The organism is Hanstruepera ponticola, from assembly GCF_002940745.1.
Taxonomy (GTDB): Bacteria; Bacteroidota; Bacteroidia; order Flavobacteriales; family Flavobacteriaceae; genus Hanstruepera; species Hanstruepera ponticola.
In genome coordinates, this window is the sequence record NZ_POTB01000001.1 from 2,337,240 (window position 1) to 2,358,190 (window position 20,951).

19 protein-coding genes are annotated in these 20,951 nt (G+C 33.2%); 9 read left to right on the forward strand and 10 right to left on the reverse strand.

Going from position 1 to position 20,951, the window contains the following annotated elements; translation table 11 throughout:
• Positions 1-37: 37 nt before the first annotated feature.
• Positions 38-2,563 (reverse strand): translocation and assembly module lipoprotein TamL, encoded by a 2,526-nt coding sequence (gene tamL / locus C1S72_RS10595; protein WP_162919963.1) that lies wholly within the window; start codon positions 2,561-2,563, stop codon positions 38-40.
• Between the two features lie 194 nt (positions 2,564-2,757).
• Here tamL and C1S72_RS10600 point away from each other — a divergent pair, with 194 nt between their 5' ends.
• Positions 2,758-3,474 carry a TrmH family RNA methyltransferase gene (locus tag C1S72_RS10600; RefSeq protein ID WP_104735563.1) on the forward strand — a complete coding sequence of 239 codons (717 nt, stop codon included), beginning with the start codon at positions 2,758-2,760 and terminating at the stop codon, positions 3,472-3,474.
• A gap of 8 nt (positions 3,475-3,482) precedes the next feature.
• Here C1S72_RS10600 and porT read toward each other — a convergent pair whose 3' ends face one another.
• Both porT and ubiE read right to left on the reverse strand, forming a co-directional pair.
• On the reverse strand, positions 3,483-4,199 hold the full coding sequence (gene porT / locus C1S72_RS10605; RefSeq protein ID WP_104735564.1) for a type IX secretion/gliding motility protein PorT/SprT: 717 nt from the start codon (positions 4,197-4,199) through the stop codon (positions 3,483-3,485).
• A gap of 4 nt (positions 4,200-4,203) precedes the next feature.
• On the reverse strand, positions 4,204-4,929 hold the full coding sequence (ubiE, locus tag C1S72_RS10610) for a bifunctional demethylmenaquinone methyltransferase/2-methoxy-6-polyprenyl-1,4-benzoquinol methylase UbiE (RefSeq protein WP_104735565.1): 726 nt from the start codon (positions 4,927-4,929) through the stop codon (positions 4,204-4,206).
• A gap of 136 nt (positions 4,930-5,065) precedes the next feature.
• Here ubiE and trkA point away from each other — a divergent pair, with 136 nt between their 5' ends.
• The 4 genes from trkA (at position 5,066) to C1S72_RS10630 (ending at position 8,709) form a co-directional block, all read left to right on the forward strand.
• Entirely contained in the window at positions 5,066-6,415 is a 1,350-nt protein-coding gene (trkA, locus tag C1S72_RS10615; protein ID WP_104735566.1) for a Trk system potassium transporter TrkA, read from the forward strand.
• Position 6,416: 1 nt separating this feature from the next.
• Positions 6,417-7,910 (forward strand): TrkH family potassium uptake protein, encoded by a 1,494-nt coding sequence (locus tag C1S72_RS10620; protein ID WP_104735567.1) that lies wholly within the window; start codon positions 6,417-6,419, stop codon positions 7,908-7,910.
• Between the two features lie 78 nt (positions 7,911-7,988).
• A complete protein-coding gene (locus C1S72_RS10625) occupies positions 7,989-8,246 on the forward strand; it encodes a hypothetical protein (RefSeq protein WP_162919964.1) in 258 nt (85 codons plus the stop codon).
• Positions 8,247-8,442: 196 nt separating this feature from the next.
• Positions 8,443-8,709 carry a hypothetical protein gene (locus tag C1S72_RS10630; protein ID WP_162919965.1) on the forward strand — a complete coding sequence of 89 codons (267 nt, stop codon included), beginning with the start codon at positions 8,443-8,445 and terminating at the stop codon, positions 8,707-8,709.
• 77 nt (positions 8,710-8,786) lie between these two features.
• Here C1S72_RS10630 and C1S72_RS10635 read toward each other — a convergent pair whose 3' ends face one another.
• Together C1S72_RS10635 and C1S72_RS10640 are read right to left on the reverse strand one after the other, a co-directional pair.
• Positions 8,787-9,995 carry a pyridoxal phosphate-dependent aminotransferase gene (locus C1S72_RS10635; RefSeq protein ID WP_104735570.1) on the reverse strand — a complete coding sequence of 403 codons (1,209 nt, stop codon included), beginning with the start codon at positions 9,993-9,995 and terminating at the stop codon, positions 8,787-8,789.
• An 8-nt stretch (positions 9,996-10,003) separates the two neighbouring features.
• Positions 10,004-11,098 carry a fatty acid desaturase family protein gene (locus C1S72_RS10640; RefSeq protein WP_104735869.1) on the reverse strand — a complete coding sequence of 365 codons (1,095 nt, stop codon included), beginning with the start codon at positions 11,096-11,098 and terminating at the stop codon, positions 10,004-10,006.
• Between the two features lie 145 nt (positions 11,099-11,243).
• Here C1S72_RS10640 and rsmG point away from each other — a divergent pair, with 145 nt between their 5' ends.
• Positions 11,244-11,882 (forward strand): 16S rRNA (guanine(527)-N(7))-methyltransferase RsmG, encoded by a 639-nt coding sequence (rsmG, locus tag C1S72_RS10645; RefSeq protein ID WP_104735571.1) that lies wholly within the window; start codon positions 11,244-11,246, stop codon positions 11,880-11,882.
• On the opposite strand, the gene C1S72_RS10650 is transcribed toward rsmG, so the two are convergent.
• From C1S72_RS10650 to pruA, 3 genes are all read right to left on the reverse strand, one after another.
• Complete coding sequence (locus C1S72_RS10650) at positions 11,876-12,391, reverse strand: hypothetical protein (protein ID WP_104735572.1); 516 nt, start codon at positions 12,389-12,391, stop codon at positions 11,876-11,878. The two genes, rsmG and C1S72_RS10650, sit on opposite strands and share 7 nt — an antisense overlap.
• A 23-nt stretch (positions 12,392-12,414) precedes the next feature.
• Positions 12,415-14,070, reverse strand: a complete 1,656-nt coding sequence (locus tag C1S72_RS10655; RefSeq protein WP_104735573.1) for a T9SS type A sorting domain-containing protein — start codon at positions 14,068-14,070, stop codon at positions 12,415-12,417.
• A 100-nt stretch (positions 14,071-14,170) separates the two neighbouring features.
• Positions 14,171-15,796: an L-glutamate gamma-semialdehyde dehydrogenase gene (pruA, locus tag C1S72_RS10660; protein ID WP_104735574.1), complete on the reverse strand. Its 1,626-nt coding sequence runs from the start codon at positions 15,794-15,796 to the stop codon at positions 14,171-14,173.
• 149 nt (positions 15,797-15,945) lie between these two features.
• Between pruA and C1S72_RS10665 the strand changes: the two genes are divergently transcribed.
• Together C1S72_RS10665 and C1S72_RS10670 are read left to right on the forward strand one after the other, a co-directional pair.
• Positions 15,946-16,665 (forward strand): NRDE family protein, encoded by a 720-nt coding sequence (locus C1S72_RS10665; protein ID WP_104735575.1) that lies wholly within the window; start codon positions 15,946-15,948, stop codon positions 16,663-16,665.
• Positions 16,665-17,666 carry a DUF6695 family protein gene (locus C1S72_RS10670; protein ID WP_104735576.1) on the forward strand — a complete coding sequence of 334 codons (1,002 nt, stop codon included), beginning with the start codon at positions 16,665-16,667 and terminating at the stop codon, positions 17,664-17,666. Before C1S72_RS10665 ends, C1S72_RS10670 begins: the two co-directional genes overlap by 1 nt.
• On the opposite strand, the gene apaG is transcribed toward C1S72_RS10670, so the two are convergent.
• Both apaG and C1S72_RS10680 read right to left on the reverse strand, forming a co-directional pair.
• On the reverse strand, positions 17,658-18,044 hold the full coding sequence (gene apaG / locus C1S72_RS10675; protein ID WP_104735577.1) for a Co2+/Mg2+ efflux protein ApaG: 387 nt from the start codon (positions 18,042-18,044) through the stop codon (positions 17,658-17,660). The genes C1S72_RS10670 and apaG overlap by 9 nt on opposite strands.
• A 96-nt stretch (positions 18,045-18,140) precedes the next feature.
• On the reverse strand, positions 18,141-19,397 hold the full coding sequence (locus C1S72_RS10680) for a type IX secretion system plug protein (RefSeq protein WP_104735578.1): 1,257 nt from the start codon (positions 19,395-19,397) through the stop codon (positions 18,141-18,143).
• A 195-nt stretch (positions 19,398-19,592) separates the two neighbouring features.
• Between C1S72_RS10680 and C1S72_RS10685 the strand changes: the two genes are divergently transcribed.
• On the forward strand, positions 19,593-20,948 hold the full coding sequence (locus C1S72_RS10685; protein WP_104735579.1) for a Na(+)-translocating NADH-quinone reductase subunit A: 1,356 nt from the start codon (positions 19,593-19,595) through the stop codon (positions 20,946-20,948).
• The last annotated feature ends 3 nt before the right edge of the window (positions 20,949-20,951 follow it).

Below are 20,951 nucleotides of genomic sequence, written 5' to 3' on the forward strand. Positions count from 1 at the left end.
AAAATTTTGAATAACAAAAATAATAAAATAAAACAGCTTAAAAAGGGTAATTGATACCAATGTTATAAACAGCACTCTTGAAGTTATAATCATTAAACCATCTATTTGAATTTTGATAAGAAGGGTCATAGGTTTTAAACCCTATATCAAAACGAAAAACAACAAAGCCAAAATCATACCTTAAGCCAAAACCTGTGCCTAGAGCAATGTCTTCTAGTGAGCTAAAATCAGTGAAAGTGGCACTTTTATCTTCAACATTGTCCAATACATTCCAGATATTTCCAGCATCAGCAAAAAGGGCACCATGCAGACTTTCAAAAATATTAAAGCGGTATTCTAAATTCAAGGCTATTTTAAGGTTAGCTTCATTAAATTCATCATTACTATCAGAACTTCCGGGTCCTAAACTATATGCTGTCCAAGCTCTATTGTCATTAGTTCCACCCGCAAAGAAACTTTTTGAAAATGGAATACTATTTGAATTCCCATATGGAATAGCTATTCCAAAAAACGACCTCATTGCCAATACCCGTTTATTGCCTAGATCCCAATGTTTAATATAATCTAGTTCAGGTTTTACATATTGGGAGTAAGCAACATTAAAAATTTCATAATTACCATCATTATTTTTCTCTAAATTAAAAACGCTTGAAGCTAATGATAATACATTTCCTGCTGATTCTAGCTTAACCCTGAAAATTGAAAAACTTTCGTCAAAAAGACTTGATCTATTGTCACGCACATAATTAAAGCTAGAGGATATGATTAAGTTGTTTTCAGTAAGTCGAGTTTGTCTTTCATCAATGTAATTTACGGTTTGAATATCGTCATCTGTCAATCCAGGTGGTGGGTTATTGCTTAATACTTCATCAATAAACTCGTTGGCTTGACCAGGGATTCCTAGTTCATCATCTGGTCCAATGTAGCCAATGTCTTGTGCAATATCATTTAATGTAGTAAACGAAGTGCTATAAACATTAAAATAATTGTCAGGATTTAGATTTCTAACATATTGTGAACTCAATAAATCAAATCGGTTTGTTACTTTATCATTGGGTCGCCACTTATAATTAATCGCTCCTGTAAAAGTGCGTTTATCAAGGCCAATATTAGTTTGGTTTGAACTTGATATGCTAATACGTGTAGAAGGAGACATGCTTTTTGGAATGATACTTTCAGTATTAAAAGGAAAAAATAGTCTTGGAATAGTTAATTTTAAATCGGCACCCCATTCTTGAATATCAAAAAATCGATCTTCATCATTGGCAGCGTCTTTAGAAGCTCCAATACTTCCAAATGCTGTTAATTCTAAAGTTTCGGCTCCTCCAAATACATTTCTCATTAAAATGGAAGGATTGAAGGACAATCCAATTTGTTGGATATTGCTCTGTGAAACTTCAGCACCAAAACTTAAACTAAACTTCTTTAAAGGAGTTAAGTACACATTGGCGGTAAGCGTGGTGTCTTGATTCTCAATATATTCAATGTTAGGATACTTAAACGTGCGCAGTTCAGAAATATGTCTGTATGACATGGTTCGGTCCCTATCCTTAAAAACCGATCCTGGTGTAATGAATATAGCATCAGTTAGAGCCTTGGGTTTGAACCGTAATTCGTCATTGCTGTACAGATTATAACCCTCGTAGCTGGTGGAATCTTTTTGAGTTTTATTACGGTCTAAATATGAATAGTCGGTAAATATATTGACTTCTTTTATTTTGTAAATATTGAAAGGTTCTCGTCTGGAAGAGTCATCAATTTTTATTAACCTATTTTGAATTTGTAAATCTACTTTTACTTTTTTATTTGTGTCGATGGTGTCCATTTCAAAATAGACATAATCTTCACTAAAATGATAAACACCATTGTTTCTGAAATAGTTGGTTAAGCGGTCTTTTTCTTTTTCAAAAGTAGCTGTTTTATATTGTTTGTTTAGTTTGATATGCGATTTGCCTTTGGAGACTAAATAAAGCGAGTCAACAACACGAGAATCTATTTTTGTTGACAAGGAGTCAACAATATAGGGTTCACCTGTTGCTACTTGGTAATCAACGGTCGCTCTTTGATTATCGTTTCGCGTGATTTTTGATGTGGCTTTTGCATTAAACCAGCCATTATGAAAATAGTAGGCTTCCAATCGCCTTATTGAGCGCTCAACTTTTGAATCATCTAAAATCACAGGTGCTTCTCCTGTTTTTTTTAGCCAATTATTGAATCCAATGCGCGATTCAACATATTTGTCCAATTGTTTTTTTGATAAAAACTTTTCTAATCGTTCTCTTTTTTTAGGCTTCTTATCAATATTACTATTAACTATGGAGTCTATATTAGGTCTAGCTAAGTTATAGATATGAAGTCTAAACGGAAAGCCTAAAAATTTTCTGTTATCCTTTTGATAGAGGAGGTTATTTATGGTTTCAGTTTTATTAACTTTGTCGTTAACGTAAATAGTGTTATTAGTAAGTAGATGCTCATCATCAGCTACGCGCTTAATAGAATTACAGGATGCCAAAAGCAAAGCTATAGTTATATTTAGTGCTATTTTATTGATGTCTATTTTCAAGTACAAATAAATTAAAAGTATTTTAGTCTGATAATTGTAAAAAGGTATTAGTTTTATTTAAAATGCTTACTAAATATATGATTCAAAAGTACATTATTTCTATTAAAAAAGATAGTTTATCATCAAAGCTTTGTATGAGCTATTTTCAATTTTTTTTAATTGTTTTTCTACTGTAAAAAAGTAAGATAAGTTATATGCTTTCAAAAAATCAAATAAAATTAGTAACAAGTTTAAAACATAAAAAGTTCAGGCAAGAGCATGGGCTCTTTGTGGCTGAAGGGATTAAAACAATTAAAGAGTTTTTAAATGCTCCATTTGAATTAGTTCAGTTATTTTCAGTAAAACCGTTCAATATTGATGCCAAATTTGAAACTTTAATTACTGATCAAGAATTAAAAAAAATAAGTTTTTTAAAATCTCCTAATCAGGCTTTGGCACTTTTTAAAATCCCAAATAGCCATACAATTGATTTTAATAACCTCGTTGTAGTTTTGGACGCAGTAAGAGACCCAGGCAATTTAGGTACTATTATCAGGCTATGTGATTGGTTTGGTATTCCTGATTTGATTTGCAGTGAAACAACAGTCGATGCGTATAATCCTAAAGTGATTCAAGCTACAATGGGATCATTAACCAGAGTAAATATTACGTATTTAAATTTAGATGCCTTTTTAGAAAAAACGTCTTTGCCAATTTTTGGAGCCTTTATGGATGGGAATAATGTATATCAAGAAAACTTACCTGAAAAAGGGATTTTGGTATTAGGAAATGAGGCCAATGGTATTTCTAAATCTATAGAAGAAAAAATTAATCAACGTATTGCTATTCCAAGATTTGGTACTATTCAAAAAACCGAAAGTTTAAATGTAGCTACTGCCGCTGCAATTTTAATAAGTGAATTTAAGCGTTAAAATTTAGATTACTGAAATGTGAAGTTTATAAAAACGCCTCTAGTTTTCATGCTGTTCACGTTTCCTGTCCACGGACTATTAGGGTCTTTGTCTCGAACCAATTCATCGTTTATGGCAAATACACCTCTTATAGAAGGTGTGAACTTGAAATAGTGTAAGTAGAAATCAATACCAAAGCCAATTTCATAAAAATACATGTTTCTTTTAGTTCTAAATTGACCTGAACTATTATCGTCAGGATTGTTTTCGTTACTAGATAAATTAAGCGCAGTAGAAACGCCACCAACCACAAACGGTTTAAAGTTATTGAGGCGTTTGGTAGAGAATTTTAATAACAAAGGCACATGAATATAGGTTGATTGTACTTCCCTTTTAAGGTCAGAATCTGTAAAATCTTCAACACCATTAAAATAACTCTCATCATATTCTAAATTTCGAGTAGAAATATATAGACCTGGTTCCAAGCGCAAATCAATATGTTCATGAATTCTCATATTACCAATTAATCCTACATTAAAACCGGTTCCTTTTTGGACAAGAATATCGGCTTTATCTTCGTTGTAATCAAAATTGAAATCGTAGCTATTAAATCCTAAAAAGTAGCCGTAGCTTAAAAATTTCTTATCTTCATTATCGAGATTTCTAATCTTTTCTTTTGAAAAGAGCTGGGCAGAAACCGACTGAAAGGTTAATATATATACAAGTAGAACAAATATATTCTTCATAGTTTTATTTAGATGATGTATAAATAGTTGCCACACCAAAAGTTTGTGGCAAATCATTAACATTAATAAACCCAATTTTACGTAAAATATTGTTCATAGCTTCACCATAAGGAAAAACAGATGCAGATTCACATAAATATTTGTAAGCACTTTTGTCTTTAGAAAATACTTTGCCAATTATAGGTAAAATATTTTTTGTGTAGAAATTATAACCCTGTTTGTAAGGTGTTTTTGTAGGTATTGATGTTTCAAGTATTACAAACGTACCACTAGGTTTAAGAACACGATAAATTTCAGCTAGTCCTTTTTCAAGAGTTTCAAAATTACGGATGCCAAATGCAACAGTGATGGCGTCAAAATAATTATCTTCAAAAGGCATGTTTTCGGAATCACCCAAAACCAATTCTACTGTATTTTCTAACCCTTTTTTTCTGATTTTTTGTTTTCCAATCTCAAGCATACCACTACTAATATCTAACCCAATAATGGTTTTGGCATTGGTTTCAGTTAGGTTAATGGCTAAATCTCCTGTTCCTGTTGCAATATCAAGAATATTTTCTGGGTTTTTCTCACTAACTATTGCAACTACTTTTTTTCGCCAAGATATATCAATTCCAAATGATATAACACGATTCAATCCATCGTAATCTCCGGAAATATTATCAAACATTTTAGCTACTTGTTCCTTCTTACCAAGATCACTATCCTTATATGGTTTAACTTTTGACAAACTGTATTTTTTTCGCAAATATAAACTATTAACAAGGCATTAAGCAACTAGTTAGTAATTTATTATAATACCTTTAATTAATATGGCAATAGTTATTTTTGCTTTATATTTGTACTACTTTTTAGTAATACTACACATGAAAATAATTATTGCTGGTGCTGGTGAAGTTGGATTTCATTTAGCAAAATTATTGTCTTTTGAATCACAAGAAATCACACTTATAGATACGAATAAAGATAGTTTGCTTTATGCAGATAATCATCTTGATATCAAGGTTATAAAAGGCGATGCAACGTCTATTTCGATTTTAAAGGATGCGCGTGTCAATACAAGTGATTTAGTAATTGCAGTTACCTCTTCTGAAACTACTAATATTACAGTTTGTGTATTGGCAAAGCAGTTGGGTGCCAAACGAACCATTGCAAGAATATCAAATACAGAATTCATAAATCATAAGGATGAGGTTGGCTTTACCAAGTTTGGAATAGATGAATTGATTTCGCCTGAAGCGTTAGCAGCATCTGAAATCAAATTATTATTAGATCAATCGGCCTTTAGTGATACCTATGCTTTTGAAGATGGCGCTTTGACTATGGTGGGATTGGATCTTTCTAGAACGATGGCTTTTGCAGGAAAAACTGTAAAAGAGGCAGCTCAAATTTTTCCTGAAATTCATTTTGTACCCATTGCCATTCAACGTTTTGGAACACAATACACTATTATCCCAAGAGGAGATACGATGTTGAAAGAAGGTGATCATGTGGTTTTTATAACCTCTGAAGGTGGTGCCGAAGAACTCTGTAAGATTACTGGTAAGATTAACACTGACATCAAGAATGTCATGATTTTGGGCGGTAGTAAAATTGGATACAAAACAGCACGTGATCTGGCAAACAGTAACTTGAACATTAAATTAATAGAAAAAGATAAAAATAGAGCCTTTGATTTAGCTGATGAATTACCTAATGTGTTGGTTATTAATGGTGATGGGCGAAATGTGGATTTACTTGATGAAGAAAATATTAGTGATATGGATGCCTTTATTGCTGTTACTGGTAATAGTGAAATCAACATTATGTCGAGTCTAGTTGCGAAATCAAAAAATGTAAAAAAAACAATAGCTCTTGTTGAAAATATGGATTATTTTGAGTTATCCCAATCCATAGGTATTGATACTCTGATAAACAAAAAGCTATTAGCTGCCAATAATATTTTTAGATATGTAAGACGTGGCGAAGTGGTAGCCATGACTAAGCTGAATAATATGGATGCTGAATTATTGGAGTTCAAAGTAAAACCATCATCCAAAATTTGTAATAAGTTTATTAGGGATGTTGGTTTTCCAAGATCAGCTATCATTGGTGGTGTTATTCGCGATGATATTGGGTATATTGCTTTAGGAGATTTTAAAATACAAGAAGGCGATCGGGTTGTCATTTGTGGCTTGCCGCGATCAATTGTTGAGGTAGAAAAGCTCTTTTTATAATATGAAGCTTAATTACAAAATCATTTTTCATTTTTTTGGATTATTACTACTGTTCAACGGTGGCTTCATTCTATTATCTGCATTAGTAAGCTTTATTTATAAGGATGGTGTAACTAATAATCTATTGTTAGGAGGAATCATTATTATAGCCATTGGTGCATTTCTTATGTTCAAAACTAGAGATCATAGAAAAGAAATGAACAAACGTGAAGGCTATGTCGTTGTTACCTTTGGGTGGATTATTATGGCTTTATCAGGCACGCTGCCCTATGTTTTAACAGGTGCCATTCCAGAGTTTACCAATGCATTTTTTGAGACTATGTCAGGTTACACAACAACTGGTGCTTCCATTTTGGATGATATAGAAGCTGTTCCTTACGGTGTATTGTTTTGGCGAAGTTTAACACACTGGATAGGAGGTATGGGAATTATAGTTCTCGCAGTTGCCATATTACCGCTTTTAGGAATTGGTGGCATGCAGTTATTTGCTGCTGAAGCACCTGGTCCAAGTGCTGATAAACTCCATCCCAGGATTACCGATACAGCTAAACGCTTATGGTTAATATATTTCGGGTATACAGCTGTTGAAACCATACTGTTAAAAGTAGCAGGAATGTCATTTTTTGATGCTATTAATCATGCTATGAGTACTTTGTCTACTGGTGGTTTTTCAACTAAAAATGCGAGTGTAGCACATTGGAATGACCAGCCAATCATTCAATACATTATCATAGTATTTATGTTTTTGGCGGGAACAAACTTCGTTTTAAGCTATTTTGCCTTTAAAGGAAAAGTGCAAAAAATTATCCGAGATGAAGAGTTTAAATTGTACTTTAAATTCATACTGGTTTTTACAATTATAGCATCGTTGATAATTTATTTTAAGTCAGATCCAACCTTGTCTTCAATTTCTCATCCTATGATTTTTGGAGCTGGCGAGAGTGCATTTAGGCATGCGCTTTTTCAAGTATTGGCAATTGTAACAACAACTGGTTTTGTGACGGCCGATTACACGCTTTGGACACCATTCTTGGTTGTGTTTTTCTTTGGATTGATGTTTTTGGGTGGTTCGGCAGGAAGTACTTCAGGTGGTGTAAAAGTAGTAAGACATTTATTGATGATAAAAAATGGATTTGTAGAATTTAGGCGCTCATTACATCCAAATGCTATACTTCCCGTACGCTATAATACCAAATCGGTTTCCGGAGATATTGTCTTCAATATACTAGCATTCTTTATTCTCTATATGTTATCTTTTATTGTTGGTGCTTTAGTTTTTTCAATGTTTAATATTGATTTTCAATCAGCTATTGGTTTGGCTGCCTCGAGTTTGGGTAACGTTGGTCCTGCATTGGGTGATTTTGGACCTGTAAATAATTATGCGGCATTACCGGCTTTAGGAAAATGGTGGAGCGCCTTCTTAATGTTAATTGGAAGGTTGGAACTATTCACAGTTCTCATATTATTGACGCCATTCTTTTGGAGGAACCGCTAGTAAATTAATTTTTTGATTGTTGTAACAATTTTTAAAATGGCTCGTCTTAATTATGTAACCAATTTAAAAACCAAAATCATGGAATTAGTTTTAACAAATCAAGAAATAGAGTCGCTTCCCATAAGCGAGCATGAAATTATTCATAATAAACCTATGGGATTTTTAACGTCAAATTATAAAGCCTGCACTTCAATTGACAGCTTAAATTATTCTGATCATACCCTTTTTGGTAAAAGGCAAAACATAAAAAGTCGTTTTTACAATACAGAATCTAATGTTGACTTTACTTTGAAGATAGCGCTATTTTTGACTGCATTCTTGGTGTTTTTCATCTAATCATCGTTATCTGAATATATTCCTGTAACATTTTTTAAATTTTATCTACATATATAGTATAAGTGCTTATTGAACTTTTACTGTGTGTTAATTGGATTTCCTCATAACACCACATGATTTATAGTACTCAACAGACTTTTTATGTTGATGATACTTCACTGAAATTACAACGGATAATATTTTAAAATTGATGAATATGGGATTTGGAGGATCTGCTCAATCAATGATAACTATTCTTAAAAATAACAAGAATATGTTATCTGAAAGAAGAAATAAAAAACACTCTTTAACAGGTTATAAAACTACAAACACTGAATTTAAAATAGGTGAAGCTTCACCGCAAGTACTGCGTGAAATAAGAGAACGTTTACAAAAAGAGCAACGCAGTAAAAGAAGAAAAATACTAATATTATTTGGATTAATAATGTCGCTTATTTTATTAGTGTTTATATATTTCTATTAAAAAGTATGCAGACAAAATAGTAGCTGTCTGATTGATAAACGGACTAGATAAGATTTTTAGGTACGGTTAAATTATTTTTAATTGACAGCTCTTTTTATCCGCTTTATAGCTTCAACAATTTGTTCTTGGCTTGCTGCATAAGAAATGCGAATACAATCAGGATTACCAAAAGCGTCACCTGTTACGGTAGCAACTAAAGCTTCTTCTAGCAAATATAATGAGAAATCCGTGGCATTGTTAATCGTTTTTCCTCTTAAAGTTTTTCCAAAGAAAGCAGAAATATTAGGAAATACATAAAATGCACCTTCAGGTGTGTTGGTTATAAACCCAGGCACATCATCTAGCAGTTTTAGAACTAAATCACGACGGGTTTTAAATTCCTGTATCATATAGTCAACTCGAGAAGGCGATTCATTTAAAGCTGTAATTACAGCGCGTTGCGCTATACAATTTGCACCACTAGTTACCTGACCTTGCATTTTATTACAAGCTCTAGCTATTGTTTCTGGAGCGCCAATATAGCCAATACGCCATCCTGTCATTGCGAATGCTTTTGAAACACCGTTTATGGTAATCGTTCGGTTGTACATATCACTAAATTCAGCCATACTCGTGTGGCCTTTTTTAGTGAAATTAATATGTTCATAGATTTCATCTGAAACCACATAAATATCTGGATGTTTTTTAAGTACATCAGCTAATGCACGCAGTTCTTCTTTACTATATAATGAACCACTAGGATTGCATGGCGAACTATACCAGAGCATTTTAGTTTTTGGTGTGATAGCAGCTTCTAGCTGTTCAGCTGTGATTTTAAAATCAGTCGCAATACTTGTTTGAACTTCCACTGGCACACCTTCGGCTAGCTTAACAATATCAGCATAGCTTACCCAGTAAGGGCAAGGTAAAATAACTTCATCCCCAGGATTAAGCATTACTTGAGCAACATTATATAAGGCTTGTTTAGCTCCTGTAGATACCACAATTTGTGGTAACGTATAATTGAGATTATTGTCTCGTCTAAACTTCGTAATGATGGCTTCTTTTAGCTCCACATAACCATCTACTGGTGTGTAGGCATTGTAATCATCATGAATGGCCTGTATGGCTGCTTCTTTAATGTAATCAGGTGTGTTAAAATCAGGCTCGCCTAAACTCAAGCCTATTATATCTTTGCCTTCAGCTCGTAATTCACGAGCTTTTGCTGCCATAGCTAAAGTGGCAGATGTGGACATGTTCAGTACTCTGTCTGAAAGTGAACTTTTTGTAATTGCTGTTTCTGACATTATAAAAATTAGGCCATACTCGGTTTATGACCAAGTGTTTTTAATTGCTGGTAATGTTCTGCGATGGCTTTCCAAATAGAATTGTACTCATTGTAAGGTAAGCTAAATTCATTTGCTGTTTCTTTTACAATTTTAGCAATATCTCTATAATGTACATGGCTAATATTTGAAAATAAGTGATGCTCTACCTGTCTGTTTAATCCACCTGTGTAAAACTCAACAATCCAGCTTTTAGGAGAAAAATTAGATGTTGTAAACAATTGATGTATAGCCCATGTGTTTTTCATGCTACCATTTTCATCAGGTAATGGCATTTCAGTATTTGGCATAACGTGAGCTAACTGAAAAATAACACTCAAAATTATTCCTGCTGTATAATGCATGATAAAGAACCCAATCAGTACTTGCCACCAAGCATAACCTAACATTAACGGTAAAACTACCCAAATAGAATAATAAATTATTTTTCCAATAATTAGTTTAGTCCATTGCGTAGCAGGACTAGGGAAATCACCATAAGATAATTTTCGTTTAAGATATTGATAGGTCTGTTTAAAATCGGTTGTTAATGCCCAATTGACAGTCAAGAAACCATATAAAAAGAAAGCGTAATATTTTTGGTACTTATGAATTTTAAACCATTTTGCATGTTTTGAAAAGCGAATAATTCTTCCGGCATCTATATCTTCATCATGTCCTTGAATATTTGTATATGTGTGATGCAAGACGTTGTGTTGCACTTTCCAATTATAATCATTACCAGCTAAAATATGGATACTACTACCCATTAATTTATTTACCCATTTCTTGCTTGAAAAAGAACCGTGATTAGCATCATGCATAACATTCATACCAACACCTGCAATTCCTACACCAATAATAACCATTGAAATAATTTGTAACCAAACAGGTAGGTTAACCGTTAGTAGTAATACAAAAGGACCTAAAAGCAAGGTAAACATAAATATGGCCTTTACATACAATTTCCAGTTTCCGGTTTTCTTTATGTCATTTTCTTTAAAATAATTATTGACACGCTTGTTGAGCGTTCTAAAAAAATTTGCTGAATCTTTTCTTGAAAAAGATACTGTTTGTTGAGTCATATTATTGCTATTAAATAAAAATAAAATTATGAAAAATAAAATAATTTTATAATCTCCAAAGATAACCATTATCTGTATCCTCTTCTATAAAGTTTTCATAAAAATATGCACAAAAAATGGTTACTTTTGTTGAAAATTCAATAAAATGGAGCTTATTCTGAAATATTTTCCAAATTTAACAGACAATCAGGTATTGAAATTCAGGCAATTAGAGTCTCTCTATCAAGATTGGAATTTGAAGATTAATGTGGTGTCTAGAAAGGATATTGATGAGTTGTATTTACGTCATGTTTTACATTCATTAGCCATCGCCAAGATTATTGAATTTAAACCTGAAACTAAAATCATGGATGTTGGAACAGGTGGTGGCTTTCCGGGAATTCCGTTAGCCATTTTATTTCCACAATGTTCTTTTCATTTAGTTGATAGTATAGCTAAAAAGTTAAAAGTTGTCAATGAAGTTGTTGAAGGACTAGGGTTGGAAAATGTAAAAACCTCTCATTCCCGTGTAGAGGACGTTAAAGATACTTATGATTATATAATAAGTCGTGCTGTAGCTGCTATGCCAACGTTTGTTCATTGGATAAAAGGAAAAGTTGCCAAAAAACAAAACCACGATTTAAAAAATGGCATACTATATTTAAAAGGTGGTGATTTGTCTGAAGAACTTCAAGATTATAAAACAGCAGAAATCTACAATATTTCAGATTATTTTGATGAAGATTTCTTTGAAACTAAAAAGGTTGTTCACTTACCAATTAAATTTAAGGGTAGTGCTTATTGATTCTTATAGTCTTTTTTCTTTTTAAAAACAATTTCTAGAAAGCGCTCTTTTCCAATTACTTTTATTAGTTCTACAAAGGAAATATAAATAGTAAGGAAAATGAATAATACTATTTGTATGGTCCAAAATTGAGACCATTTAATTTCATTAATTAAATTTCTGTTTGCTACGTTAAAGGAATCGTATTTTGACATTAGCGGTATGACTTCTTCTAAATAACGAAAAAGAAAAACGAACACACTATAAATAAATATTTTCCAAAGAATACGATGTATTAAATTATGTTCTTGAAATAAATTTAAGGCTTTGAGACTATCTACAATTAAAATGGCTTTGCCAACTATTAGCGATCCAATTGCAGCTGCAATTGATGACGAAATAGAAACCCCATATTCATTAGCAACAAGCGATTTTATAAAATACAATATGTGAAATACCACAAAAAAGAATATAGTTGGTGGTAGCATTTCAATAAACTCTTTTTTTAAGAAAAGCAGGATTTTTTTCATTGATTTTTTTAAAATGCCAAAACTTATCTAGCAATAAACTTGGTTTTAAAGCTATTGTGATCATTTATTTTGATATCCAAAATATAAAAACCTGATTCTAGATTTAGATGGATCGTGGTTTTTTGATTTAAAGTCATTGCTTGGTTGTAAATTTGTTTACCAGTCATATCTACGATTCTTATACCTGCATTATTTAAAAGATTGCTGCTTAAAAGGGTTAACTGATTATCAACAGGGTTTTGTTGTAATTTAATGTCAAAACTAGTTATGGCATTTTCTGAAACTCCTAAAGTTTCACCACGAATTTCCTCTAATGCAAAAGCGACGTTTCCATCAGTTAGAGTGACGTGTGGTTCATTGTTGTTTGGTATGTAGGTGTTGGCAAATGGTGCATCGTTAGCATCAGGAATCGTGTACCAATCCGTTTCGCTACTTATTGCTAAACCACTTAATGTGGGAATGAAATTAAAATATTGCGAATTCAAATTATCAACAAACTCTGTAATTAATGGGTTTGTTCCGTCATCAAAAGCATATAAATCAAATTGCCCTCCGGGAGCACTGTCCAGACCATCTGATGTGCTCGTAGATTCTGCTGATGCACTATACTCAAAGCCAGTAACCCAACCAATAAAAATGAAAGCTTGCCCAACAAAATCAGTAACTTCAATATTTTGATTGGCATCAGGTGTAAAATTGACTCTAATAATGGCTCGTGTATTAAATCCACTTGTCATACCTGTATTAAAAGTATGATTAATAAGTTCCATACCTGGTGTTCCAGTTAATTGACCTGTTCCGCTTCCGTTTGTGATAGAAACATTTCGAACATTTTGAGGAAAACCAAGGCCATCGAGTTCACTTTGAAAGCTGTCTCTAAAATTAGGAGCGCCTTTTGGAGTGGGTGACGTACCATCTTGGTTAATCCCACCAGAATCAACATGTCCTAGATAATGATCAATTAACATTTGTTTCGCTGCAGCACTATTTAACAAACCAGAAACTAATGGTTCGGCTTCCGAAATACCTGGTTCACCATTAACCATATAATTAAATAAATATTGAATTCCAATAGGAACATTGGCTCCTAAATGCGGCGAGTCGAACGAAATATAAAGTCTCGTATCATGATCTATGCTCTGATTTTCCATATATGCCAATGCATATCGTGATATCAATCCACCCATACTTGGTCCAATTACCACATTTTCTTCTGCACCCATGACTTTGTTTTGGTTAATGATATTTATTAGCTCAACTAAAATAAATGCATTGCGCTGAATGAAATCGGCTCCACCTTTTATCATAGTCGTTCCGTCAGTTGGGCTTAAGTATTCTTCAGGGAAATTTAAAACTACTAAATCATACCCTTCATCTCTTACAGTATCACCTAAATTTTCACCTGAATTTCCATAATTCAATAAACTGTACATAGCATCTATGTCGCGCGTATCATTAGGGTCAAAACCATCAACAAAAAAAATAGGTTTATCCAAAACGCCATCAATATTATCGTAGTAAATTTTGTACTCACCTGATCCTAATAATGCTAAAGATTCTCCAAAGCCTTGATATGGTATAGTCGCATCAATTGTTGTGATAGCACTTTCTCCACCAGGTGTTTGAGCATGGAGTGACGCAGTAAAAACTAAAATAAATAAGAACGTAATTTTTTTCATAAATTGGTTAATTAGCAATGTTATAAATGTAGCAATTTTTCATAAAAAAAGCTACTCATATTTTGAGTAGCTTTCGTTTAAGATGTTTATTTACAGTTTTTTATCCTAAAAATGGATAGCGATAATCTGTTGGTGTTACAAAGGTTTCTTTTATCATTCTAGGTGAAACCCAACGTAATAGGTTTTGAGCAGAACCCGCTTTGTCATTTGTTCCCGAAGCTCTAGCGCCACCAAATGGTTGTTGTCCAACAACAGCACCAGTTGGTTTATCGTTAATATAGAAGTTTCCAGCACAATTTTGTAAAGCCGTTGTTGCCTCGTTAATAGCATAACGATCTGTAGCTAAAATAGCACCTGTTAAAGCATATTCGCTAGTTTCGTCAACTAATTTTAAGGTTTCAGAATATTGATTGGCATCATATACATAAATAGTAATTACAGGGCCAAATAATTCAGTACACATCGTACTATATTTTGGATTACTTGTAACAATTACAGTAGGCTCAATAAAGTAGCCTTTTGATTTATCATAATTTCCTCCAACAATAATTTCTGCATCGGCATCAGCTTTTGCGGCATCAATATATTTTGCTAATTTATCGAAAGACCCTTCGTGAATTACAGCTGTAATGAAATTACTCATATCTTCTGGAGAACCCATTTTGAAAGATTTCACATCTTCTATTACATAGTTCTTAACGTCATCCCATAAATTATTTGGAATATAAGCTCGAGACGCTGCACTACATTTCTGACCTTGGAACTCAAATGCACCACGAGTAATAGCTGTAGCTACTTGTTTTGCGTTAGCCGATTTGTGTGCAACGATGAAATCTTTTCCGCCTGTTTCACCCACAATTCTAGGGTAGGTTTTATAATTGTGAATATTATTTCCTATTTGTTTCCAAAGCTCTTTAAAGATAAATGTAGAGCCTGTGAAATGTAAACCAGAAAAGTCAGGGCTTGCCATAACTGTATTGGTAATCATTACTGGGTCTCCAAATACAACATTAATTACACCATCAGGCACACCAGCTTCTTTAAACACATCCATAATTACTTTAGCCGAATAAATTTGGCTGTCACTTGGCTTCCAAACCACAACATTTCCCATTAATGCCATACAAGCAGGAAGGTTTCCAGCAATTGCTGTAAAGTTAAAAGGTGTAACCGCATATGTAAAACCTTCTAATGGTCTATACTCAATACGGTTCCAAGCATCACTTGTGCTCTCAGGTTGTTCCATGTAAATGTCCGTCATAAACTGAACATTAAAACGCAAGAAATCTATTAACTCACAAGCCGCATCAATTTCTGCTTGATGAATAGTTTTAGACTGCGCTATCATGGTAGCTGCATTAATTTTTGCACGATAAGGTCCTGCAATTAATTCGGCAGCCTTTAAGAAAATACCAGCACGTTGTTCCCAAGGTAATTGTGACCACGTTTTACGAGCTTCTAAAGCCGTAGCAATAGCTTCATCAATATGAGATTTTTCAGCTTTATGATAAGTTCCAACTATATGTTGATGATCATGAGGAGGTGACATGGTTTGTGTGTTCCCAGTTGTAACATCTTTACCATTAATGTACATTGGCACATCAATTTTGCTGTTAAACATCTCTTTATATGCTTTCAATACTGCTTCGCGTTCTGCTGAACCTAGTGCATAAGACATTACAGGTTCGTTAACAGCTATTGGTACATTAAAAAATCCTTTTCCCATGGGTATTTTGTTTTTACAATTAGTATAATTTTCGAGCCGCAAAGGTACGATATTTTTAGCTATTTTTTTGAAAGAAAGCCTCTTAAAAGCACGTTAAAAGTTTTTGAAATTTTGTAAGTTGCCCAGATAAATTCAGACTATTGATTTTTATGTGTACCGTTACTTTAACACCATTAGGAAAAACCGATTTTGTACTTCATTCTAATAGAGATGAAGCACCATCTCGAGTTTCTACACCTCCTGAATTTTATGTACATAATGATACCCAACTTCTGTATCCAAGGGATGTTGAGTCTGGAGGAACTTGGGTTGGATTAAGCGAAAAAAATCGTTGTATATGTTTGCTAAATGGTGGTTTCGAAATTCATGAAAGAAAACAAAGTTACAGACAGAGCAGAGGTATTGTAGTTAAAGATTTATTGTCCGCTGTTACTATTGTAGAAGCAATTGATAATTATAATCTTAATGATATTGAGCCATTTACAATGGTGATTGTGGATTGGACAAACCAACTTGAGTTTTATGAATTAGTTTGGGACGGTCATCAAAAACACTTTAAATCGTTAGAAAAAGAATCGCATATTTGGTCTTCATCAACACTATTCAATGAAAAAATGAGAGAAGAGCGTATGCAGTGGTTTAATGATTTTAAAAGTGAAAACAAATTGAATTCAGAATCGCTTGCGCTTTTTCATAAAACAGCCGGAAAAGGAAATAATGATTATGGTGTTATTATGAATCGTGGCTTTGTAAAGACGACAAGTATTACTCGAGTTGAAAAACAAGATGCAACAATAAGAATGTCTTACGAAGATTTAGCCACGAATAGCCAAAGTGAAAAAATATTAAATCAAGTACCAGCTAGTTAATGAATAACGATGCTATTATTTTAACTTTAGCTTACCCTGAAACTATTGTTTTGCATGCTGAAGAATGGTATTCTACCTATTTAAAGTATTTGGGGATAGGTAATAAAACTCATGTGAGAGCAGGTCATGCCGCTTTAGTTTTAATTAGTAAAGAAACAGGAGAGTTAGAGTATCATGATTTTGGTCGCTATATAACTCCAGAGCCCAATGGTAGAGTTAGAGGTAAGGATACAGATTGTGAATTAGACTTCCCCTTGATAGCTGAAATAAAAAATGACGATATAGTGAATCTTGAAGCTATTTTGCATTTTTTGGGTACACATCCAAAACTTACTCATGGCGATGGTACATTGTATGCATCAGTGTGTGGTGATGTTAATTACCAAGCTGCTAGAAGTCATATAACTCACATGCAAAATAAGCACTTCATTAAATATGCTGCATTTGAAGTTGATGCTTGTAATTGTGCACGCTTTGTTACAGATACACTAATCTCTTCAATAACTAATTCAAAAATTAAGAATAAACTCATGCGATCAAAATGGTTTACACCAAGTACAGTAGGTAATGTGGTTTTAGCTGATACTGAAAATAAAGTTTATAAAGTAGATGAAACAGGTGTGATATCAGAATTTAAAGGTTCGGTTGGAAACATTAATAGAGCTTGTTTTTTAGATGGTTTAAAAGAATTCAAACCTAATTATAAGGGAACACAACTGCCAAAATATAACGATGAGAAACATGAAAACGCCCAATGGTTAAGTGGCATTGCTGCTGGAGCTTGGTTTGAATTGCATACTTCAATCAATGAATACGAATACCGATATCGAAGAATTGCACCTAATGGTCGCGTTGATGTTGAAGGTATATATATAAATGATAATTTCGGATTTAATCATCAAGAACCATATGAATTTGTCCATTACTCAAATTGCAAATTCTTTCATATCATGCAAAACGAGAAAACTTACAAATTTGTTTTAAAAGAAAGACTAATTTAATGCGAAAGGTGCGCTTAATTTGAAACTAGGAATACCAACCTTAAACTTTTTAGTAGAAGCTAAATTAATCATGCTGTAATAGCCTTGCATGGCGCCAAAAGGAGAAGTTAATAAACAACCAGACGTGTATGTATGTGATTCGCCAGGTTTTAGAACTGGTTTTTTGCCTATAACGCCTTCGCCCGAAACAACTTCAGTATTGTTAAGCGCATCTAAAATATTCCACTCTCTAGCATACAATTGAACTGAATCTTTACTTTGATTCTCAATAGTTACCTTATAACCATAGGCAAATTGTATTTTATAGTTTTTATAAAATGTACCTTCAAAATTTGTTTCAACCGAAATTTTTATGCCTTTTGTTATTTGTTGAACCATGCTATTATAGGAAATCAAAGGGATTAGCTTGTAGCTAAAATAGTAAATTTAAAGGGATAATAAAAAAAATAGTGATTTAGTCGATTAAATACCTCATTAGTTAGATATATCAACGGAATTTCCTTGTCCAACCCCTACAATACGGTCATACCTGGCTCCCAAATCACGATAATAGACTATCACTTTGTATTCATTTTCGGTTTGCCAAAAATTTCCGCCAATAGCTCCCTCATCCAGTTTGTTTGTTTTTTTGTCAACAACAACATATTTGTAATTGTAAAAACCTTGTTTTAGCAAAATAGGAACTTGGTAGAGACTTTGCTGGTCGTTATAAGTCATTTCTGTACTCTCATTAATATCGTAATTATTAAAGTTACCATAAACATGAACAGATTTATTGCTTGGGAGTTTGTTCATAGATAAGGCAAAGTGAATCCAAACATAATCTGCTTCAATATAAGGTTTCTCTACATCGATAGCTGTAATAAGAAAGTTACCGTTAATATCAGGGTTGTAGGTGTATGGTCGGTTTTTTCTAACAATATTGGCAAAGAGATAATTATTGTATAAATCACCCAATTCTATAAACTGAATTGATGAAGTGGCACCACGAACATCTTTGTTTTCAAAGAAGAAATACTCGTTTCCCGCAAAAAAACTGGTTTCAGTATTGTATTTATATATTAACTCATTACCAATGGTGTATTGGGGTTTTACATTGTAAATGGCTGTGTTAAGGTTGTTGTTTTGGATGATGACTGTATTGACCGTTTGCGTTGGATTTGTAAATTGAATGTTATTGGAGTTGATTACAATATCGACACTTTGCTTTTCGTCAATGAAATTGACATCTCTGGATCGCTTGATTGAGACACCAACATTTGCAGCATTTTCATGAACCATAAATCGTCTAGAGAACACCAATTCATCTAAATCATTGAATACTTTAACCATGTAATTACCAGAAACCCTTAAGCCTCGAGTCCGTTCGTTTGGTAGTCTTAAAGTGTAGTGAGAATATATTTGATAGGTGTTGAATGAGTTCTCATAATGTCTAATCCGCTGATTGTCATAGCCATTTAAGAACTCTGTTTTCATGAGCTGCGATGGTGACCAATCATAATCATAATGTTCAATTTTATAATAAAAATCTTCTTCGTCACCATTTAGAACATCAAACTCCAATAAAAGGTTTTCTCCGAGCCTTAAAAGTGGCAATTGACTTTCTTGCGTATTGCCTTGAAAGGTTATGGTTTTTATATGGTCAGGCGGATTTAGTTCTGTTTCAACTTGTGAGTATAGGTTGCAAAATAGAAATAGAAAACCAATATAGAATAAAGTTCTTTTAATCATTGAAAATGTAATTTGAAGCATAAAGATAAGCAAATTTTGTGCCTAATGGCATCTTGTTATTTAGAACTAATATAAATAACAAAAGTCATTCATCTCTAGCATTTTTTCATATAGAAATTCGTAAATTTGCACGGATTTTTCGAGTTTATTGAAAATCACATTTATATTTTACTATTAACAAATAGATTTATAAGCATGTCAAACGACATTAAGATTAAAAAGGGTCTAGACATTAAACTCAAGGGTGCTGCTGAAAAAGCAACTGAAAATGCTATAATTAGCAATACATGCACCATTAGACCTGAAGACTTTCACGGCGTAATTCCAAAATTAATTGCCAAAGTTGGGGACAAAGTTAAAGCAGGAGAACCTGTTTTTTATAACAAAGATATTGAGGCTATTAAATTTGTAGCTCCTGTTTCTGGAGAGGTTGTTGAGGTCATTCGCGGAGAACGAAGACGTATCATGGCTGTTAAAATCCAAGCTGATAAAGAGCAAACATACCAAGATAATGGTCAGTTTAATTTGGATTCAGATGATGGGAATGCTGTAAAAACGCACTTATTGGCAACAGGTTGTTGGCCATTTATTAAGCAACGTCCGTATGATATTATTGCTAACCCAGAGAGAGCTCCAAAGGCTATTTTTATTTCAGGTTATGCAAGTGCCCCTTTAGCGGCAGATTTAGATTATGTGTTGCAAGGTAAGGAAGCTGAATTGCAAGCTGCAATAACTGCTTTAGGAAAAATGACTGAAGGTCAGGTTCATGTTTCTGTTGGTAAAAATGCCAATTCGCCACTTGTTGGTTTAAACGGTGTAACACTTCACAAGGTGTCAGGTCCGCATCCTTCAGGGAATGTTGGAACTTTAATAAATAAAATTGATCCTGTAAATAAAGGCGAAACAGTTTGGACAGTCAATGCACAAGATTTAGTAATTATTGGAGAACTGTTATTAACTGGAAAATTTAATGCAGAACGTCTAGTTGCGCTTGTTGGTTCTTCAGTTAAAAAGCCAAGATATTTTAGAACGAAAATTGGTAGTGAAGTAGCTACAATGGTATATGATAATGGTGTTGATAAGGATGGTAATGACCGCATAATTTCTGGTAATGTACTTACAGGCAAACAAGTAAAACCAGATGGAGCATTAGATTACTACAGCAATACAATTAGCGTAATTCCTGAAGGTGATGATTATGAGTTTTTTGGGTGGAATAAACCTGTATTTAATAAGGTTTCAACTTCGAGAGCGATGACATTTTCGTGGTTAACACCAAATAAAAAGTATGAATTAGATACTAACACTAATGGTGAACATCGTGCTTTTGTGTTAACCGGTAATTATGAAGAGGTTTTTCCATTAGATATATATCCATTGCAAATTTTAAAAGCTTGCATGTATAGTGATTTGGACGAAATGGAAGCATTAGGAATGTATGAGGTGGCACCAGAAGATTTTGCTCTAACAGAATTTATATGTGTGTCAAAACAACCACATCAAGAGATTATAAGAAAAGGGTTGGACGTAATGATTAAAGAAATAGGATAACAT

Coding starts and splice junctions, on each gene's coding strand:
- C1S72_RS10670 (WP_104735576.1), top strand. CDS start 16,665: ATGAATAACGATGCTATTATTTTAACTTTAGCTTACCCTGAAACTATT.
- C1S72_RS10600 (WP_104735563.1), top strand. CDS start 2,758: ATGCTTTCAAAAAATCAAATAAAATTAGTAACAAGTTTAAAACATAAA.
- C1S72_RS10620 (WP_104735567.1), top strand. CDS start 6,417: ATGAAGCTTAATTACAAAATCATTTTTCATTTTTTTGGATTATTACTA.
- C1S72_RS10685 (WP_104735579.1), top strand. CDS start 19,593: ATGTCAAACGACATTAAGATTAAAAAGGGTCTAGACATTAAACTCAAG.
- C1S72_RS10635 (WP_104735570.1), bottom strand. CDS start 9,995: ATGTCAGAAACAGCAATTACAAAAAGTTCACTTTCAGACAGAGTACTG.
- porT (WP_104735564.1), bottom strand. CDS start 4,199: ATGAAGAATATATTTGTTCTACTTGTATATATATTAACCTTTCAGTCG.
- C1S72_RS10650 (WP_104735572.1), bottom strand. CDS start 12,391: ATGAAAAAAATCCTGCTTTTCTTAAAAAAAGAGTTTATTGAAATGCTA.
- C1S72_RS10640 (WP_104735869.1), bottom strand. CDS start 11,098: ATGACTCAACAAACAGTATCTTTTTCAAGAAAAGATTCAGCAAATTTT.
- pruA (WP_104735574.1), bottom strand. CDS start 15,796: ATGGGAAAAGGATTTTTTAATGTACCAATAGCTGTTAACGAACCTGTA.
- rsmG (WP_104735571.1), top strand. CDS start 11,244: ATGGAGCTTATTCTGAAATATTTTCCAAATTTAACAGACAATCAGGTA.
- trkA (WP_104735566.1), top strand. CDS start 5,066: ATGAAAATAATTATTGCTGGTGCTGGTGAAGTTGGATTTCATTTAGCA.
- C1S72_RS10655 (WP_104735573.1), bottom strand. CDS start 14,070: ATGAAAAAAATTACGTTCTTATTTATTTTAGTTTTTACTGCGTCACTC.
- C1S72_RS10665 (WP_104735575.1), top strand. CDS start 15,946: ATGTGTACCGTTACTTTAACACCATTAGGAAAAACCGATTTTGTACTT.
- C1S72_RS10680 (WP_104735578.1), bottom strand. CDS start 19,397: ATGATTAAAAGAACTTTATTCTATATTGGTTTTCTATTTCTATTTTGC.
- apaG (WP_104735577.1), bottom strand. CDS start 18,044: ATGGTTCAACAAATAACAAAAGGCATAAAAATTTCGGTTGAAACAAAT.
- C1S72_RS10630 (WP_162919965.1), top strand. CDS start 8,443: ATGGGATTTGGAGGATCTGCTCAATCAATGATAACTATTCTTAAAAAT.
- C1S72_RS10625 (WP_162919964.1), top strand. CDS start 7,989: ATGGAATTAGTTTTAACAAATCAAGAAATAGAGTCGCTTCCCATAAGC.